This window comes from Pectobacterium sp. F1-1 (assembly GCF_025643735.1).
Lineage (GTDB): Bacteria > Pseudomonadota > Gammaproteobacteria > Enterobacterales > Enterobacteriaceae > Pectobacterium > Pectobacterium colocasium.
This window is the reverse complement of record NZ_CP104733.1, coordinates 430591-449080: the sequence shown is the minus strand read 5'-3', so window position 1 is coordinate 449080 and position 18490 is coordinate 430591. Positions and strand designations below refer to the sequence as shown.

General features: G+C 54.6%; 12 protein-coding genes and 1 pseudogene. 4 read left to right on the top strand and 9 right to left on the bottom strand.

The genetic code is table 11. The features are described 5' to 3' along the window. Positions 1-39: 39 nt before the first annotated feature. Complete coding sequence (locus tag NAL19_RS02020; RefSeq protein ID WP_263058616.1) at positions 40-294, bottom strand: hypothetical protein; 255 nt, start codon at positions 292-294, stop codon at positions 40-42. Continuing rightward, positions 291-1685, bottom strand: a complete 1395-nt coding sequence (locus NAL19_RS02015; protein WP_263058615.1) for a VENN motif pre-toxin domain-containing protein — start codon at positions 1683-1685, stop codon at positions 291-293. The genes NAL19_RS02020 and NAL19_RS02015 overlap by 4 nt, the downstream gene beginning before the upstream one ends. Positions 1686-1746: 61 nt before the next feature. On the opposite strand from NAL19_RS02015, the gene NAL19_RS21645 reads away from it, so the two are divergent. Further along, entirely contained in the window at positions 1747-1881 is a 135-nt protein-coding gene (locus tag NAL19_RS21645; RefSeq protein WP_317630317.1) for a SymE family type I addiction module toxin, read from the top strand. A 280-nt stretch (positions 1882-2161) separates the two neighbouring features. Here NAL19_RS21645 and NAL19_RS02005 read toward each other — a convergent pair whose 3' ends face one another. From NAL19_RS02005 to NAL19_RS01995, 3 genes and pseudogenes are all read right to left on the bottom strand, one after another. Further along, a complete protein-coding gene (locus NAL19_RS02005; protein WP_263058614.1) occupies positions 2162-2776 on the bottom strand; it encodes a hypothetical protein in 615 nt (204 codons plus the stop codon). 1005 nt (positions 2777-3781) lie between these two features. After that, positions 3782-4891, bottom strand: a complete 1110-nt coding sequence (xerC, locus tag NAL19_RS02000; RefSeq protein ID WP_263058613.1) for a site-specific tyrosine recombinase XerC — start codon at positions 4889-4891, stop codon at positions 3782-3784. Continuing rightward, positions 4878-8137: pseudogene (locus tag NAL19_RS01995) on the bottom strand (CHC2 zinc finger domain-containing protein). The gene xerC and the pseudogene NAL19_RS01995 overlap by 14 nt, the downstream one beginning before the upstream one ends. 133 nt (positions 8138-8270) lie before the next feature. Here NAL19_RS01995 and NAL19_RS01990 point away from each other — a divergent pair. Both NAL19_RS01990 and NAL19_RS01985 read left to right on the top strand, forming a co-directional pair. Next, complete coding sequence (locus tag NAL19_RS01990) at positions 8271-8615, top strand: helix-turn-helix domain-containing protein (RefSeq protein ID WP_225084767.1); 345 nt, start codon at positions 8271-8273, stop codon at positions 8613-8615. A 79-nt stretch (positions 8616-8694) separates the two neighbouring features. Further along, a complete protein-coding gene (locus NAL19_RS01985; protein ID WP_263058612.1) occupies positions 8695-8919 on the top strand; it encodes a type I toxin-antitoxin system SymE family toxin in 225 nt (74 codons plus the stop codon). A 47-nt stretch (positions 8920-8966) separates the two neighbouring features. Here NAL19_RS01985 and NAL19_RS01980 read toward each other — a convergent pair whose 3' ends face one another. Further along, positions 8967-9296, bottom strand: a complete 330-nt coding sequence (locus NAL19_RS01980) for a hypothetical protein (protein WP_263058611.1) — start codon at positions 9294-9296, stop codon at positions 8967-8969. Next, on the bottom strand, positions 9296-10930 hold the full coding sequence (locus NAL19_RS01975; RefSeq protein WP_263058610.1) for a DNA/RNA non-specific endonuclease: 1635 nt from the start codon (positions 10928-10930) through the stop codon (positions 9296-9298). Before NAL19_RS01975 ends, NAL19_RS01980 begins: the two co-directional genes overlap by 1 nt. On the opposite strand from NAL19_RS01975, the gene NAL19_RS01970 reads away from it, so the two are divergent. Continuing rightward, positions 10911-11135: a type I toxin-antitoxin system SymE family toxin gene (locus NAL19_RS01970; protein ID WP_263058609.1), complete on the top strand. Its 225-nt coding sequence runs from the start codon at positions 10911-10913 to the stop codon at positions 11133-11135. The genes NAL19_RS01975 and NAL19_RS01970 overlap by 20 nt on opposite strands. 59 nt (positions 11136-11194) lie before the next feature. Here the strand turns inward: NAL19_RS01970 and NAL19_RS01965 are convergent, their stop codons facing one another. Together NAL19_RS01965 and NAL19_RS01960 are read right to left on the bottom strand one after the other, a co-directional pair. Beyond that, positions 11195-11464, bottom strand: coding sequence for a hypothetical protein (locus tag NAL19_RS01965; protein WP_225086662.1), 270 nt, complete (start codon positions 11462-11464; stop codon positions 11195-11197). 4 nt (positions 11465-11468) lie between these two features. Next, a complete protein-coding gene (locus NAL19_RS01960) occupies positions 11469-18452 on the bottom strand; it encodes a hemagglutinin repeat-containing protein (RefSeq protein ID WP_263058608.1) in 6984 nt (2327 codons plus the stop codon). Between the last annotated feature and the right edge of the window lie 38 nt (positions 18453-18490).

The following is an 18490-nucleotide window of genomic DNA, read 5'->3' as shown; positions in this document are numbered from 1 at the left end:
GATAACAAAAATCCCGGCCTTTTTAGGAGCCGGGATTTTTTATTTTGGATCAGAAGGAGGTTTCTTTTTAAACTTATCCAAGAGCTTAAAAATCAAAATACCTAACCATGCAGCAACTCCCGTAATCAAGCCAAATACAACCGCCCTTTCCACTTGATATTTAGGAAAATTAAATACCCCATATGAAAAATAATACACAGATGAAATAATAAATCCTAAAGATAACAACATTAATATAAAAAATAAGCAGCTATAAAGAAGAAGAGCAATGTATCCATAAAGAGATTTAATCATTTATTCATCTCTCCTTCTGACGCAGGCTTATTGATGTCCTTGATAAAACCACTTGTAAACTCAGATGCTACCCCACCGCTAAAATCATAAACAAATTCAGGTACAGGATCACTGCCAATCGCTTTTTTTACAACTTCAGGCGCATATTTCCCAAACGCTCCGCCAGCCCAAGAGCCTGCCGCTGCGCTGCCAATTGCCCCTACGCTTGGTCCATCCGTAAATACCGCGCTTCCCATTGCTATACCGACGTTCGGTAAAATATCACGCCCCGGAGCCAGTCCACCAGTAACTAACGCAGCAGTGGTACTCCAATAATCATAAGTCTTATTTATATTTTTCGGCTGGCTCAGGTCATACCATTGATAGGCAGCATTCGCACCGCCGCTCAGAGCAGAACCGACCACCACTTTTCCTAACGCAGCCGCTGGCCCCAGATACCACGCACCTGCAATCAACACACCATTCGTATATCCATTCACGATGGCTTTCGAGATATCCTGCCCTTCCGGCATGACACCCGTCACTAACCTGTGCATCGCATACTGCCGTTCTTCTTCTGTTATCGGATTAAGAACATTACCGTTTTCATCCGTCAGGTTGGTATTGGTGTACAACGACGTTGCCGACTGCCCAAAATCTCTTAGCCCTTGTGGCGTACTCTTTGAGTCAAAACCAAAAAGATTATTCTCCACCGCATTTCGGCCTGCCTGCGCACCCGCTACCGCGTTGCTCGTCGAGTCGCCTGCCGTGCCCGCTGCCAGACCGCCCGCCAGAAGCGAGAGCGTGGTGACCGTCTGCTTTTCACTTTCCGTCATTTCCGAGATGGCTTTACCCGGATACAGCCTGTCAGCAATCACGCGCGCCGCCAACTCACCTGTCGCGGCACCTGCCGCACCTGCTAGCACACTGTTGCCGCTGGCTTCTGCCACAATACCACCCAGCACCGCGTGCGCTACCGCATTGGCAGCGATATTTACGTTACCTTTTGCGTCCGTCGTGGCTTTCTTGATTTCTGTCGCCAGATACGGTGCCGCCGCTCCCGCTATCGCCTGCGCAACGTTACTACCGGCCAGCCCCTGTACTGCCGCCGAGACCGCCATGATGCCCTGACGAATCGCGCCACCGGTGCCAAATCCGGAACGGTTCAACGCCTGAGTATAGGCGTTGTCATACGACGTCTGATAAACATATTTCTGAATATCTGCCTCTGTCGGCGTCAGATTCGAGTTGTCGCCTGTCGCAAGGGCGTCTCTAGCCGCCAGCCTATCAGCAGCAGAAAGACCTGCCACCTTCGCTTCCGCTTCTGCCTTCGCCGCTTTCGTGGCAATAATTGCCCCGTGCATACCGGCAATATCGATGACCTGATTGCTGATTTCTGCAACCACCTGCATCTGTTGCAGGCGACACCTGAAGGTCGGCTATGTCAGCCGTCGCCACACAGACCGCAACGATATGACGCGCTATTACAGCAGCAGCCCGCACCTTACCGGCCACTGGCTGGAAGCCGCGGGGTTTGGGACCGATACGCGGGTCACTATCACTGTTGAACACAGCAGACTGGTCATTGAGACTGAACTAAGGTTTTGATCACCACGAAGATGATCCCGGTGGTTCCGGGATCTTTAAATGTATTTTATTTATCTTTATTCGCTTTGAGCCGGGACATAATCCAGATTCCTACCCCTAAGGGAATCCCCCCCGATAGACCTTTTCTAGCAGAGTCAATAACTCCGTTCTGCCACGAAAAGTAAAAAAACCATCCTTAAAAAAGAATACAGATGCGATACCTAATCTAATCAGGAGCACAGTTAAAGCAATGAACACTGTGAATGACGTGATTAGAATCAAAAGAGTTTTAATTCCTATTTTATTTGCCATTTTGATTATTCCTGATTGCCTTTACTTGGTTCTCCGCCTCAGAAGTCGCTGCTTCTGAACTCAAAGCACCGACTACCGCTCCTACGGACTCCGCAGCTCTATCTGAAACAATAGGATTTAGCTTATTGCTATAGGTGATTAGTTTACCGCCAGCAGCACCAATCGCCGTACCAATCCCCGCCGCGATGGATGCCGTCAACGGATCTTTATTCTGCAATTTTGCTCCTGCGTAAGCACCGCCAACACTCACAACTTCTGTAAACCAGAATCCTCTGCCTTGTGTGACTGCCCCAGCCCCCGTCGCAATCAGCGCATCGGTATAGCTAAATGAACCATTTCCCATTAACTGATTACTAATATTTGCTGTACCACTAATGGCTCCGCCGCCAATTATTGTGCCAGCACTCAACATACTGGGTAAAAATACCGGCGCGACAACCACAGATGCTCCAGCTCCCCACGCGATTAAAAGACCTCGAACAGGATCCTGCCCTTCAGGTATCGTACCTGTGATCAACTTGTGCATCGCATACTGCCGTTCTTCTTCTGTTATCGGATTAAGAATATTACCGTTTTCATCCGTCAGGTTGGTATTGGTGTACAACGACGTTGCCGACTGCCCAAAATCTCTTAGCCCTTGTGGCGTACTCTTTGAGTCAAAACCAAAAAGATTATTCTCAACAACAACGTTTTCCGGTGCGAACTCAGCCAGCGAACACCATTTTTCCCTGTTCAGTCAGCCAGTTACAGCTGGTTTTTTCTGATGCGTTTCGATGCCCCGACTCCGAAGCCCCGATACGCGTTTTTAGCCCCCGGCACGCTACCGCCCCGCCGTGACCTTACCGCCTGCAACCGCCACATCATAGCAGCGGCATCAGCCGCTGCCATTACCCGTTTTGTTGTTGAACCGGGTTTATCGCGGCGCGAGACGTTCCGCAGCTTGCCTGTGGGACGGTGAAGCGTCTGCCGGGTGCGGGCTGGCGAAGCCCGCAAGAGAAGAGGTTTAACAGGGAGGCCCCCGGCGGGGGCCGCACGGGGCGGAGATGGCGAGCACGGGAACGAGCAAGGAGCCGGCGACTGCGAGCCGGGCGCAGCCAGTGCAGCGGGGTTGGGGGCCGGGGGCGAGGTAAAGCCCTTCAGCGCCGTGACGCAGGAACGGCTTCTGCTTTGATGTTGACGTTGATGTTTGCTGAGGATTGACGCCGAAGCCTGCGCCGCCAGGGACGGCGGCCACACCGTGGAAGCCAGGGAAGGAACGCGATGCTAATAGCAGAGCGAGCCTGCGAGCTGTGCGCCACACCGCACCACAGAGCCGAACCCCGGCGGCCAGCCGCTCACCGATGCCGAAGCAGACCGCAGCGCGCCCTTGCGGTAGACGGCGCCGACATAATGTTCGTTACGCGTTGGCCGCGTTCAGCGGCTTTCGCGTAATGCCACATTATGTTGAATGACGACTGGCCAGCAACGTGAGATAAAGGGAGTGACTGAGGTGGGCGCTGGCCGGGCGGCATTTACCGCCGGAGTGCCCAGCCTGAACAAGGCAAGCGCTGCGCCACGGACGGCGCAGCGTTTGCCCAACGCCGTACCCTGCGGCCTTGAAGAGAACGAGCTAACTTTTGTGACTGTCCGGCAACACAGGTATGTCGTGCGGCTCCGCTGTGTCCGCCTCCTCGTCCGCTATCAGGTCGGCCAGCAGCCCGGTGTCTTCCTCAGCCTCACGCTCTGCCGGGTGCGTACTCGCATGGACTGCGGATAACGCCCTGATGGAGACTTGCGTATAGATTTGCGTGCTCTCCACGCTCGCATGACCTAACATCGCCTGTATCCACCGGATATCCGCGCCGTTCTCCAGCATCTGCGTCGCCATCGCATGCCGGAACAGGTGACAGCTTCCCCACGGCGCGAGTCCCGATGCCCGGATGTAGTGGCCGACCATGTGGGTGATGCCGTTCGCCGTCAGTCCCGCGATTCCATCCAGCGCCACGAACAGCGCGGTAATGTCCTGACTGACCAGCAGTTGCGGCCTCACCTGTTGCTGGTAGTGACTCAGCCAGCGCAGCGCCCGGTTTCCTATCGGGATAACCCGGTCTTTCCTGCCCTTGCCCTGCCTCACCGTTACCGTTTTACGGCTCCCGTCCACGCTGTAGACGTCCAGCTTTGCCACCTCACCCCGCCTCAGCCCCGTTGACCACAGCAGCTCCATCAGCGCCCGGTCACGGATGCCCTGAAGCGTCGTCAGGTCGGGTAAGGCCAGTACCTGCTCCACGTCCTCCACGCTCAGTATCGTGCGCGGCAGTCGCTTCTCCAGCTTCGGCAGCGCCAGGTCGGCCGCCGGGTTCGCCAGTATCAGATGCTGTTTCGTCAGCCAGCTGAACCACACCTGCAACGGCTGTAACGCCGTGCGCTGGGTCCGGGTGCTCAGGGGTTCGCCGTTGCTTTTGCGGTACTGGTACAGATGACGCTGGTAACGCTCAAGGATGGGACGGGTAACGTCACGGGCGTAATGCACTCCCCGCTCTGCCGCCCACAGGATAAAACGGTACTGGTGATGTGTCTGCACCTTCAGCGTCGCCTCCGACCCGTTGCGCTCCCGACGCCACACCACGAACCGCAGCAGCAGCGCATACAGGCTCTTCGGGTCGCTGGCCGGACCGATGGGTTTACGGTAGACCTCATCCACCGTCAGCAGCGCACCCGCTCGCGGTTTACGGTTGGCCATGCTGCACCTCCGTTGCCGCACTCACGGGCAGCAAGGTTTTACCCGCTTTCTTTTTTCCCTTTATTACTGCATCTGGCTCAGAGCAGACTTGCAGACCATCAACGCCTTGTGCTGTCTGGGCTGACATGGCATTTTCCACACCAGACTTGACCCGAACCTGAGGCAGACTTGAACCAGACTTGTCTTCATCTTTACCAGACTTGCGCTTGCTGCCCTGTAATGGCAGGTCATCAGCCTCGGCAGCAGGCAGTGAGGCGGCGGGCGATTTTCGTTTTCCCTTTATTACTGCATCTGGCTCAGGGCAGACTTGCAGGCCATCAACGCCTTGTACCGTCTGGGCTGACCCGGTATTTTTTGCATCAGACTTAGCCCGACTTGAGGCAGACTTAAGCCAGACCTGTCTTCATCCTGACCAGACTTGCACTCACCGCCATCGTTTTCAGCCACATGAAGCAGACCGCACAGGTGACTTTCATCACCGTTGCCACCATCCCACAGCAGCTCATACTGCAACAGATGACCCCGGCTGCCGCCGTGCAGCAGCAGATATTCCATTTCACTCAGCCGCAGACAGTGGTTCTTGAGCTGGCTGTCACTCCAGTTGGTGTAACCCCGGATATCTCTCCGCGTGAACCGCACCTCACCCGACTGGCAACCCTGACGCTGCGCCATGTCGCTCACCATCGCCTGTATCAGCAGCAACAGTTTGCGCGTCTGCGGCGGCATCTCGTCCAGCGTTCGCCCCAGTACCTCATGCGCCAGTTGATTGGCTAACGCGATATCACTCTGTGCCACCTCGATATACTCGATAACCTGCCCCCGGTGCTCGACCCGTTTCACTGCTCGCTGGTACTGGTGCAGCAGCGCGATGGACTGGATTAAAGTGAGGTACTTCATATGGTCGCGCCGGGTTCTTGTCTTGTCCGACAGGAACGTCAGCCGGTCAGCATACGGGTTCACCACCTTCAGCGGCCGCAGCAGCCGCTGCGCGTTCTGGTGTAACCGGGTCAGATACTGCTTTTCTGAGGACTGAAGCAGCCCTTCCAGCGTCTGGCCGTGACGCTGCATCGCGTGTATCGCCTGCGTCTGCTCTCTGGATTCATTCACCGTCAGAACCAGACAGCGGTTCAGCAGCTCTTCGTCTACGTCGATGGCCGTGGTGGTCAGCATCAGCATCACCGGTCCCTGCACTTTATACTCCCGTGTCACCAGTTCGCCGCTCTGTTCGTTCTTGCCGGTCGAGGCGATTTTCAGTTCCCCGTCCGACTGCAACAGCTTCAGCGCATACGCCGCCTGTCTCACCCCTTCTTCTTCGGCGATGGCGAGGATTTTGTGCTGTAGCGAGGTCTCGCCAAGGTAGTACAGGCTCTGCCCGGTCATCGCGCTGTACTGGATACGCTCTTCTTCTGGCATCAGCCCCAGCACCGCGTCCATCAGCGAGGATTTACCCGCCGCCGAACTGCTCTGTATCAGCACCGCAAGCGGTTTATCCAGCTTGCGCGACGTCGCCGCCAGATACCCGGTCAGCAGATTAGTGCTTTCCCCCACCACGCCGCAGGCCGCGAGGTCATTCACCACCCGTTCTGCAAGGTCGGGGGATTTGAGCAGTTCAAGCGCCGCCGCTTCGTCTTCCGCGCTGACCGTCACCGCCGCTGTAGCGTCCGCCTGCGCCGCCGACTGCCGCGCTTCATCCTGCTTCTGCTCCAGCATCAGCAGCACCCGACCGCATTCACGTTTGATGACCGAGGACTCACAGCCCAGTTCAACCGCCGCTGCGCTGATATAACCCTGACGATGACGTGAACTGTACATATCCAGTGAGTCCACATGGAACGCACCGGTACTCTCATCCCGCACCTGCACGTTGACTTTCATCACCTCGGCAACGCTGTTCTTCTGCCAGCCCCGCACCCGCCACACCCGTGGTCCGGCGCGTAACAGCAGCTCGCCCGTATCCGTTTGTTCGCACGGGATAAGTGCCTGAACCGGTGGTGTTGTTGGTTCATTCGGCTGGGCAGCTAAAGAAGGAGGGGTTTCACTCACGCCAGATACCGGCGTTTCATGCGAGAACACCACACCGGGAACCATGCCTTTACCCATCCATTGTGCCTGCTCCAGCGCCAGCCCTAACGCCGCTTCAGGATTACCACTTTTCAGCGCATAGGCATTCGCATCCAGCCCCGCAGGGAACTGCACCCGCCACGCCCCGATACCGCCTTCCAGCAGGTCAGCGGCCACGGCTACCGCACCCCGGTCGCCTGCCTCATCCCGGTCATAGGCGATTAACACCCGCTTGACCCCGTGGTACTGCAACGCCGCCAGATGCTCAGCGGTAAAACCGTTCGCCCCGTAAGCCGTGGTCACATGGCGGAACCCCGCGCACCAGAAGGTCATCGCATCGATTAACGCTTCACACAGGATGACCTCTGACGACGCCTTCAGCGCTTCCTCATTCCACACCCCGCTTAACGGTGACGGCAGATAAAGATGCTTCGCCGCCCCTTTCTTCACCGCGTAGTCCGCCGTGGTCCGGCGACCGTACAACTGCAACACCCGCCCGCGCTGCGCCACGTTCGCCGACTCGCTCCAGCCCACGACCGGCATCACCACGCAGCCCCGGAAGTGGTCCTGTTTTGTGGCAGACCGCAGCACCCCCAGCCCGGCCAGCCGCTCACGCAGCCGCTTTCCCTCACCGCTTGATGTTGATGGCAACAGCCCCGCGCTGCCGCTGATTCCGTGATGCCCGGCGAACCCCAACTTAAAATGGCTTACCAGTTCAGGATGGTTCAGCCCGCGACTGACCAGCCACTGCTGTGCCTCCGGGCTGGTCAGCAGATTGTGGTGATAGAAGTCGATAACCTGATGCAGCAACGCCTGACCGTCATCATCCAGGTCAGACAGCGGCGTCCGCGCCACTGGCGGCGAAGCCGGTACAGGGACGGCGGCTAAAGAAGACGGGGTTCCGGCCAGTTCACGCAGCCGTACCAGCGTCTGCGGATAGGTCAGCCGCTCGGTGTGTTGCAGCCAGTCCAGCACCGACCCCGACGCGCCGCAGCCGAAGCAGTGATACAGGTTCTTTGATGGCGTGATAACGCAGGACGGCGTTTTCTCCCGATGGAACGGACACAGGCACACTACGCTGTCATCGCCCTGCTTTTTCAGCACATGACCCTGACGTTGCGCCACGGTCAGCAATGACACCTCATGCTTGAGCCGCGTCAGTTCTGCCGGTGTCATTCGTCCCATTCCGTCGCTCCTGTAAAAACCTGTCAATATGCCTTTATGGTTTATTTATACATGCATATATGGTATATTACAAGCACCACTTACGATACAGGGGGTTAAGATGCTGGCATTGTTTCCTTGGCGAGTAATATCTATGGACTTTGGTAAACGTCTTGCTGCCCTGCGTAAAGACCGTAAGCTGACACAAGCGGCTCTGGCTGAGAAGGTGGGCTGTCACGTGACGATGATACGCCGCTATGAGTCTGACGAAGTTCAGCCCACGCTGGAGATTATCCGTAAGCTGTCCTGTGCGCTGTCTGTCAGTGCAGATACGCTTGTTTTTGATAAGGCTGAACGCAACCCCGACGATGAGCTGCGCTTGCAGTTTGAGGCGGTGAGTCAGTTCTCACCTGAAGAGAAGGAAGTGGCAAGAGTGCTGCTGGAGTCATTGATCCTCAAGCACGATGCCAACCGTTTTACACGTAAGACACCGAGTTAACCGTAATTTTAGCGCGACCCGCCAGTGCGGGAACACTGTCAGGTCGCTCACCATAACCCACTAAGTGAGGTAGTTAATCATGGCTGAACGCGATTCTAAGTCAGAACCACGCGCAACTGAAGTAAAAGAGCCACAACGGCATTACACCGTCGGTTACGCCCCCAATGGCGGTAAAAAACCGCCCAGCCCGCAGCTTAAGCTCAGCGGCAAGTGGCTCGAAGACCTCGGTTTTAACACCGGACAGCCTGTTATCGTCACCGTGGAGCGCGGTAAACTGGTGATTGAGACTGAGTTAAGGTTCTGACAGGTAAAAACAAAAATCCCGGCTTGTTTTAGAAGCCGGGATTGCTGTTAGTCGTCGTACTGAAGGCTTATATTTATTTTTTCTTCTGGTATATCAACTGTGATTTCACATCTTGACCAGATAGGTTTCCCGCTAGTTAAGTTGTTATCCAAAAAAAATGCTTTATAGGCAACTAATGCATCCGTTAAATCAGCAACAGCTCGCCCATCTGGGGAGAACCAGTCTAGTTCACCATTTTCATCAAGATAATCAAACTCATACTTTCCACCATCATTTTCAGGAAAAACCTCTGCTCTTACTATAATCTTGTGGGCATTCTTAGGCCCACAACCATACAGAATTTGGCCTATTCTCTGCTCAAAATCCTGATCCCGCATTATTTACCTCCGGGAGAGTTTTTAAAGTCAACATTAACGGGTCTGCCTCCGTCAATTGAATATTGAACAATCACCCTATCTGGCCTTGTATTATTTCCTGAATACATCGGCTGAATATTAACATCCACCGCCTTACCATCTTTCAATGCATTGGCCCACGTATTCTCCATCTGTTTCCAAGCACCTTTATTCAGATTCCCATCCATAGGAACAAGATTTAGTTTCTCACCCGGCCCATTGAAAATACTAGCAATAAGATGACCGCCTTCATCACCAGTATTACCACACTTACCAGCCTTACATTGCTGGTAAGTATTCCTATCATTTTTAGATAGACTCAGTGATGCACTAACATTGGTAGTTCGACTCAACTCATCCGTGTGATAAGTCTTATTCCCGTCAACTTCATAGACAGTATTGGGTTCTGGTTTATTCATTGTTTTGTTCCAGCCACCTTTCTTGCCTGAGTCCACAACAACAACATTTTTGCCTGCTGTCCCTGCCGTTGGTTTAGCGCCTTTACCCATGCCACCGGTAATAGCACCTAATGCAGCTCCAGCTAAAATTTCTGCCTGTTGTTTATCAATGCCGTAAATACTTTGGAGTCTATTTGCAAACTCCGTACTAGATACAACACCTTCGGCTTCTATCTGCTGTGCCAATAACGAAGACATGTCATTCTTCATTTTCGATGGCACATCATCACCCAACACACGATCTATCGCTTCACGAACCAACATACCGTTTGCTGGGATATCGCCGTACTTTTCTTTACAGGCCTCTGGGCTGGTCGAACATACAGCAATAATTTCCTTCTGCTGTTCCAGACTCAGATCTTCCATTTCCTTCACGATCTGTTTGCAGTCACCGCGAGCTTCACAACCCTTAGCCCTCGCCGCAAAATCTTCTATCTGATCGGCACTCAGATAGTTATTCTCAACCGCATTTCGGCCTGCCTGCGCACCCGCTACCGCGTTGCTCGTCGAGTCGCCTGCTGTGCCGGCCGCCAGACCGCCCGCCAGAAGCGAGAGCGTGGTGACCGTCTGCTTTTCACTTTCCGTCATTTCCGAGATGGCTTTACCCGGATACAGCCTGTCAGCAATCACGCGCGCCGCCAACTCACCTGTCGCGGCACCTGCCGCACCTGCTAGCACACTGTTGCCGCTGGCTTCTGCCACAATACCACCCAGCACCGCGTGCGCTACCGCATTGGCAGCGATATTTACGTTACCTTTTGCGTCCGTCGTGGCTTTCTTGATTTCTGTCGCCAGATACGGTGCCGCCGCTCCCGCTATCGCCTGCGCAACGTTACCACCGGCCAGCCCCTGTACTGCCGCCGAAACCGCCATGATGCCCTGACGAATCGCGCCACCGGTGCCAAATCCGGAACGGTTCAACGCCTGAGTATAGGCGTTGTCATACGACGTCTGATAAACATATTTCTGAATATCTGCCTCTGTCGGCGTCAGATTCGAGTTGTCGCCTGTCGCAAGGGCGTCTCTAGCCGCCAGCCTATCAGCAGCAGAAAGACCTGCCACCTTCGCTTCCGCTTCTGCCTTCGCCGCTTTCGTGGCAATGATTGCCCCGTGCATACCGGCAATGTCGATGACCTGATTGCTGATTTCTGCAACCACCTGCATCTGTTTCAGGCGACACCTGAAGGTCGGCTATGTCAGCCGTCGCCACGCCGGCCGCAATGATATGACGCGCTATTACAGCCGCAGCCCCAGCCTGCACCTTACCGGCAACTGGCTCGAAGCCGCAGGATTTGAGACGGATACGGCGGTGACAGTTACCGTTGAGCACGGTCAACTGTTGATGCGTATTGTGGCTGAATGACAGATAACAAAAATCCCGGCCTTTTTAGGAGCCGGGATTTTTGTTTTATTAATTTGAGCTTATGGTTCAAAATGCTTTGATTTACGAACTTTATGTTCATCTATTTTTGCAAAGATCCATGAACCCAGCCCCGATGCCACACCAGCGATAATGCTTCCTACACCAACATCAATTATCCATTTAGAAGTAAAACTAAAGCTCCCATCAAAAATAATGTCAATAAAAGCACCAACAGCTAACAAAAAAACGAAAGTACAGACTGTTAAATAAATAACTCCTAGAAATAATTTAGCTAAGGTTATTTTTGGCTGTTTTTCAATTTTCGCCATTATTTTATTTCCTTTCATTCACTTTATCTTTGAGTTTGTTACCGATAATTTCTCCACTAACTGAACCAGTAGTATCCCCAATGAAACCCGCAGAAGGACCAAGGACAGGTCTAAGTAAACCAGGCGCATATTTACCCACTAAGCCCCCCCAACCCCATGCTCCTACGCCTGCGCCAATAACTGCACCTTTATCCGGTCCATCCGTAAATACCGCGCTTCCCATTGCTATACCGACGTTCGGTAAAATATCACGCCCCGGAGCCAGTCCACCAGTAACTAACGCAGCAGTGGTACTCCAATAATCATAAGTCTTATTTATATTTTTCGGCTGGCTCAGGTCATACCATTGATAGGCAGCATTCGCACCGCCGCTCAGAGCAGAACCGACCACCACTTTTCCTAACGCAGCCGCTGGCCCCAGATACCACGCACCTGCAATCAACACACCATTCGTATATCCATTCACGATGGCTTTCGAGATATCCTGCCCTTCCGGCATGACACCCGTCACTAACCTGTGCATCGCATACTGCCGTTCTTCTTCTGTTATCGGATTAAGAACATTACCGTTTTCATCCGTCAGGTTGGTATTGGTGTACAACGACGTTGCCGACTGCCCAAAATCTCTTAGCCCTTGTGGCGTACTCTTTGAGTCAAAACCAAAAAGATTATTCTCCACCGCATTTCGGCCTGCCTGCGCACCCGCTACCGCGTTGCTCGTCGAGTCGCCTGCCGTGCCCGCTGCCAGACCGCCCGCCAGAAGCGAGAGCGTGGTGACCGTCTGCTTTTCACTTTCCGTCATTTCCGAGATGGCTTTACCCGGATACAGCCTGTCAGCAATCACGCGCGCCGCCAACTCACCTGTCGCGGCACCTGCCGCACCTGCTAGCACACTGTTGCCGCTGGCTTCTGCCACAATACCACCCAGCACCGCGTGCGCTACCGCATTGGCAGCGATATTTACGTTACCTTTTGCGTCCGTCGTGGCTTTCTTGATTTCTGTCGCCAGGTACGGTGCCGCCGCTCCCGCTATCGCCTGCGCAACGTTACCACCGGCCAGCCCCTGTACTGCCGCCGAGACCGCCATGATGCCCTGACGAATCGCGCCACCGGTGCCAAATCCGGAACTGTTCAACGCCTGAGTATAGGCGTTGTCATACGACGTCTGATAAACATATTTCTGAATATCTGCCTCTGTCGGCGTCCGATTCGAGTTGTCGCCTGTCGCAAGGGCGTCTCTAGCCGCCAGCCTATCAGCAGCAGAAAGACCTGCCACCTTCGCTTCCGCTTCTGCCTTCGCCGCTTTCGTGGCAATAATTGCCCCGTGCATACCGGCAATATCGATGACCTGATTGCTGATTTCTGCAACCACCTGCATCTGTTGCAAACGCTTCTGTTCTTTCTCTTTGTCAAAGATCGGACTCAGCGTCTGGTTCGCGTGTTCAACATCACGGCTCAACTGTGCGACATCCTGACGCTGGTTGGCCTCATCGCGGATGACCAACTGCCCCTCGCTGATCGCCGCGCGCGTTGTGCTCGCGGCATTGCCATCATTATTGCCGCTGATCAGGGAGTTGGATGCCAGATTGCTGAGCATCTGCATACCCACCGGCCCGCCAGTACTGATACCGACGCCGCTGTGCGAGACATCAAATTCGGCTTTATTCTCAATATCGCTAAAGCCCAGCGTCCCGGTTTCCAGTCGGTTTTTCGCTGCCTCTGCCGTAGAACCTATCACTGCGCCGTCAAGCTGTGTATGGTTGCCCACCTGCACATCGTAGCCCCCCTGTCCGGCAAACAGTCCCGTCTGCTCCTGCACACTGCGGTAGTCGCTGTGCATTTTGTCCTTGCTCATACTGAAGCTGGCTGAAGCGGTTCCCGCCCCATAAATCGGGATGCTGACGCCCGCACTCATGCTCTGCTGTTTGCTGTCGTAAACATCGCTGTCCTGCTCGCTGCGTAACAGCAAGTCGCGTCCCACTCGTGCCGTAATCTGCTGCCCGCTGACCTGTGCACCCTGCAACGTGGTATCCCGGCCGCTGTTTATACGTACCTGACGCCCGGCATCCAGCAGTGTTTCAGTGTGGCTCAGTCCTTCGCCCAGCTCACTCCCTTTCGCTTTATTCATACTGGCATTCACGCTCAGGCTAAAACCGCCGCTGCCCGCGCCAAGACTCAGGCCAATGCTGCCCCCTTTGCTCTTGTTGCTCCCTTCCGTGTGCTGGCTGTTCTGGGCGGACAGCAGGTGAATATCGCGTGCGGCATCCAGCGTCACGTCTTGGCCCGCGCGCAACTCACCTCCCTGAACCCGAATATCGTCACCGGTTGCTCTCAAAGACAAATTCCTTCCGGCATTCAGGCTGCTACCTTGTGCGGTACGTTGTTCGACCGTCTGTTCAGATTTCGAGGACTGGCTTCCCAGCGAGACACTGACGCCCACCACATTATTATTATTGGGGTCGTCTTTACCCTGCAACGCCGCCAGATAGGCTGCCTGCCCTGCCTGTACACCGCTCAGCGTCGCTTTCACACCCTGTAAAGCCTGAAGACGCTCGTCTTCCGTCGCTTTGGCCGTCTGCGCCGTTTGTACGGCCGAATTCACCATACCGCCTACCGTGCCGCTGAGCGCCAGCGTCAGCCCACTCTGTTTCTGCTCATAGGTCTGGCGCTGAGTCTGGCTGTTCTCCGCCGCCAGCACGTCTACCGTTTTACCTTGCAGCGTTAAATCCTGTCCGGCGACAACGTCACTACCTTTCACGGTCAGCCCATTACCTGCCAGTAGCGTCGTGTTGCCCTTTTCACTGCCAATAATGCTGGATTTTTCACTCATACCATCGGTGTCAGTCGTGCTTTTCTGACTAGCCTGACCAATGGTAAATCCAATGCCACCGCTGCCCATCAGACCGGATTTCTTCTCTTCCTTTAGATGCGTTTCCTGATGATTCTCTTGCGCCGTGGTCACGGTAATATCACGTCCGGCGGTAATACTGACATCCTGCGTCCCCGCCACTGAGCTGCCTGCGATCTGCACGTTGTGACCTGCTGCGATCGCCACCGTCTCGCCGCTGAACGAACTCCCTACCGCCGATTGATGCTGAATGCTGTCATGACGCTCGCTGGACTGGGCGGAGAGCAATCCACGGTTGCTTTGCTTACTGTGCTCCGTCAACGTATAAGATGACTCGCCACTGGTCAGGTTAATGTCGTTCCCCGCCTGAACCTGTAGCCCCTGTTGCGCGGTGACGGATGCCGCCGTCGCATTCAGGTTTTGCCCCGCACGTAATGCTATTTGGCCATTGGCGGCAATCTCGCTACCGATGTCTTCACGCGCCTGATAATGGCGATAATTATTGCTATCCCAGTCGCTGTTCAACGTTTCTGTGGTCGTCAGCGTCGCCAGATTCAGATTGTTACCCGCGCTGATCAGCGTGGCGCTGTCCGCTCCCGAGTTAATCACCTGACTGCCGGTCAGGTTGATGTCTTTACCCGCCGCCAGCGTCAGTTTGCCCTTATCATTCTGGACGTACATGCCCGCGACGCGATCCAGAATGCGGTTATCTTCCCCGCCGCTCAACGTGCTGGTGCTGTTGATATTACCGCCCGCCAGTGCGGTCAGTTTGTCTTCGGCCTGAATGACACCACCGACGTTATTCAGATCGTTGCGAACCTGTAGCTGTACCTGTTTACCCAGTAGCGAACCACCCTGATTGTCCAACGCATCCGACGAGATAAACAGGGTATCCCGCGCGGCAATCCTCCCGCTGTTCAGCATGCCACCCGCCAACCCAACAGAGATCGTATTCCCCGCCAGAAGGCTACCCGCGCCGATTTGCTCGTTTGAACGAACTTTGGTGTAAACCTGTGGGACGAACACTGTTTGTGAAGAGCCGTCTGGTAGGGTCACCGATTTGTTCACCATCCAGACCATGTCGGTGGTGAGTAGCGCCATCTGTTCCTGCGTCAGAGCGATACCTGGCGTCAGTGAGAATTGCTGTCCGAATGCGATACCTGCATCCATCAAGGCCTTGTACTGCACCTCATCACTGTTATAACCCGCCAGATAGCGTTGTCCGGTTAATTGCGCAATTTGTTCACTGACTTCTCGCTGTTCATAAAAGCCATCGCCCAGCCGTTTATTCTGGCTTTCGGCACTGAAGGCTTGCAGCATATAATCAGAGCTAAGCCACTGTTTCTGATTAGTAAAACGCGCATCCGTTTCCACCAGATAACGGCTCTCTGCGGCAGGTTGTAGGGTAAACAAGCTACTGGACGGAAGCGTTGCCGTCGGCGTACCGACATGCTGACCGACGTCACCTGCACGCAGCGCCGTCACCGCATAGCCCGACCCGTTGAACGAAGCCTGCTCACGCCAGGCATGCACGTTCAAGTCGATTTTTTCGACGTTAGCAGCGGGTGCATAGCTATTACCGTCAATGCCCTGAGACGTTCGCGTAACGCCGCGCCAGTTCTTTTTCTTCTTGGCATACCAACGCTCCTGACGCCCACGGTCAGTTGTCGTGCGTTCGCCCGGTGTCGCCAGATTGCTCAGTTCTTTCACACCGTCAATCAACAGGCCTGCCGCAATCACCCGGCTATCGCTGTTGGTCATCCGCGCCGCAGTAATATACAAATTGCTACCGGATAGAATCTGCCCCGGATCGCTCTCTTTCACTCGCGTTTCATTGACAGTACGGGTGTAGGTGTAGCGATAGAAATTATCGTCAGCGTATCCATCCGGCATATGCGCGGTGTTCACGCCGTACTTATTACGTGTCCGACGGATGTCATTCCAGTTGTAGCGCGTGGTATGTCCACGCAGCACGGCTTCATCGATTTGGGTCGCGCTGGTAACGATTTCCGTCACCAGATTATCGTTAATGTTATTAATCTGGCTGGCGGATAATGCCATATCACCGATGGACTCAATGGTAGCGCTGTGGTTATTGATCGCCTCAGCCTGACCTATTGCCATGCCTTCTGCATCAAGATTACGCCCCAATGCCATAACACCGTCACTGTAAATCAGGCCGTGCTGGCGATTATTGAGCGTACCGACACCCAGATCCAAACGTTGGCGGGCGGCGATCGTTGCCCCAGAGCCCGCTTCATTGAGGTTATTCAGCGTCTGTGCTTGCAGGCTAATCCAGTCGCCATAGACGCGACCACTGCCAATATTGTTCAACGTGCCCGCATCAATACGGGTTCGACTCGCATCGATCAGGCCACGGTTGGTCACTGAATCCGAGAGCGCCAACAGGGTCTTCTGACTGCTAATTTCACCGCTGGCCTGATTATCGAGGCGCGCCGCCGTCAGCGTCAGCTCGCTGCCAGATTGGATTTTTTGGCGATTGATAACGTCGCCCACGACCGTAAGGTCGAGTTTGCCGTTCGCGATCACATCACTCTGGTTGTCGAATGGCTGCGTGGCAGTCAATGACATATCGCCCAGCGACAACAATTGTCCATCACCGCTCAGGCTCTCAGCCTGCACATCCAGCTTTTTCCCTGCAATCAGCGTGCCGTCGGTATTGTTGACGGCTTTCGTCGCCGTCACCTTGAGAGTGTTATCCGCACTGATTTTCGCCTTACGGCTGGAAACCGAACCGTTGGTGGCGCTGAGCGTAACATCAGTTGCCTGCGTCTGGCTGCCGTCTGTGTTCACCTCGGTTGCTGCAATCGTCAATGAGCCGCCTGCCAGTTGCTGACCATTGGCATCCGTCCGCTGGCTCGCGTTTAACGACAGATTGCCGTTTTGTGCCACCGAGCCATCGCTGTTGATTCCCGCCCCTAGCACTGCGCCTTTCTGGTTGCTAATGTTTGCCGCTTGCACGGTCGCATTGCGTTGCGCAGCCAGCACGCCACGGTTAGCCGTTTGCTGTTGTGTGCTGACCGCCACATCCCGCTGTGCATAAACTTTGCCGCTATTCTCCAGTTCGCGTCCCGCCAGTCGTACATCCTGTGTGGCATTAATGCTACCGCTGTTCTCAATACGGCCGTCAGCAGAGAGCGTCACACTGCCCGCCTGTGCGCCAATCGTACCGGCGTTGCGCACCCCAACGCCCTGCTCGGTACCAATAAGCTGAATTTTGCCCGCGTACATGCCGCCAAGCTGTGCCACATCGACCGCCAGCGTCGGCTGGGTTCGTTCCGTTGACCCGGAGCTCGTCGATGCTTTTTCGATTTTCTGCTGTTCAGCGTCGACCGTGTTTCGTCCTGCCGTCACTTTCAAATCGTTCGCCCATAGTCCGGCGTTGATTTCCACACTCTGCGCGATCAGGTCGGTGTAGTCCTGACGGCTTGAATCCATCCCCGAGCCTTGTACACGAATGTGGCCTTTTTCAACCTGATAGCCTTTCAGTTGGCCATTTTCCATCATCGCCTGACCGGTCGTCAGCGTCGCGCGATTAGCATTGATAAAGCCACAGCCATCACAAGTGATGCCCGACGGGTTCGCAATCACCACCTGTGCTTTCTTCCCGGCAACTTCTATATAACCGTTCAATTTACTGGGATCGCGCGAATTAACTTCGTTCAGAATGACCTTCGCTTCACCTTTAGCCAGCCACGGGTTGCCAGCCACCCAGCCTCCTTGCTGTGTCTGCACCTGATTACGCGAATTATTGAGAATGGCCCCCTTCTGATTCACATCGAATTGGCTGTAAACATTACGGGATACACCACCTGCACTTGGCGTTTGAATATTAACCTGCGGTGTCCCGTTTGCCGTTTGTAATATCGTGGGCTTCTGGTTACCAGGTGCGTTGCCATCCGCCACAATGTTCGCCTGTACCGCAGGCACAAGCGTGACAAACCCCATCACACCCAGCAATAGGAATGTCAGTGGGGAAAGTCGCCCTGTTATCTGGCTCAACGTTGGCCCAAGGCCAGACGAGGCGGAATCTTTGACGCAGCCGCGGCACAATTCAGAAACCACCATCAAAACGCCGCGAGCGCGGTTAAAAACGATGCGATACAGGTGCTTATTCATTCTCGTTATCCATTCAAAGAAAGAAGTTTTTCAACAAA

Excerpts from the sequence above, each read along its gene's own strand:
- NAL19_RS02020 (WP_263058616.1), bottom strand. The coding sequence starts at position 294 with ATGATTAAATCTCTTTATGGATACATTGCTCTTCTTCTTTATAGCTGC.
- NAL19_RS02015 (WP_263058615.1), bottom strand. The coding sequence starts at position 1,685 with ATGCAGGTGGTTGCAGAAATCAGCAATCAGGTCATCGATATTGCCGGT.
- NAL19_RS21645 (WP_317630317.1), top strand. The coding sequence starts at position 1,747 with ATGACGCGCTATTACAGCAGCAGCCCGCACCTTACCGGCCACTGGCTG.
- xerC (WP_263058613.1), bottom strand. The coding sequence starts at position 4,891 with ATGGCCAACCGTAAACCGCGAGCGGGTGCGCTGCTGACGGTGGATGAG.
- NAL19_RS01990 (WP_225084767.1), top strand. The coding sequence starts at position 8,271 with ATGGACTTTGGTAAACGTCTTGCTGCCCTGCGTAAAGACCGTAAGCTG.
- NAL19_RS01985 (WP_263058612.1), top strand. The coding sequence starts at position 8,695 with ATGGCTGAACGCGATTCTAAGTCAGAACCACGCGCAACTGAAGTAAAA.
- NAL19_RS01980 (WP_263058611.1), bottom strand. The coding sequence starts at position 9,296 with ATGCGGGATCAGGATTTTGAGCAGAGAATAGGCCAAATTCTGTATGGT.
- NAL19_RS01965 (WP_225086662.1), bottom strand. The coding sequence starts at position 11,464 with ATGGCGAAAATTGAAAAACAGCCAAAAATAACCTTAGCTAAATTATTT.
- NAL19_RS01960 (WP_263058608.1), bottom strand. The coding sequence starts at position 18,452 with ATGAATAAGCACCTGTATCGCATCGTTTTTAACCGCGCTCGCGGCGTT.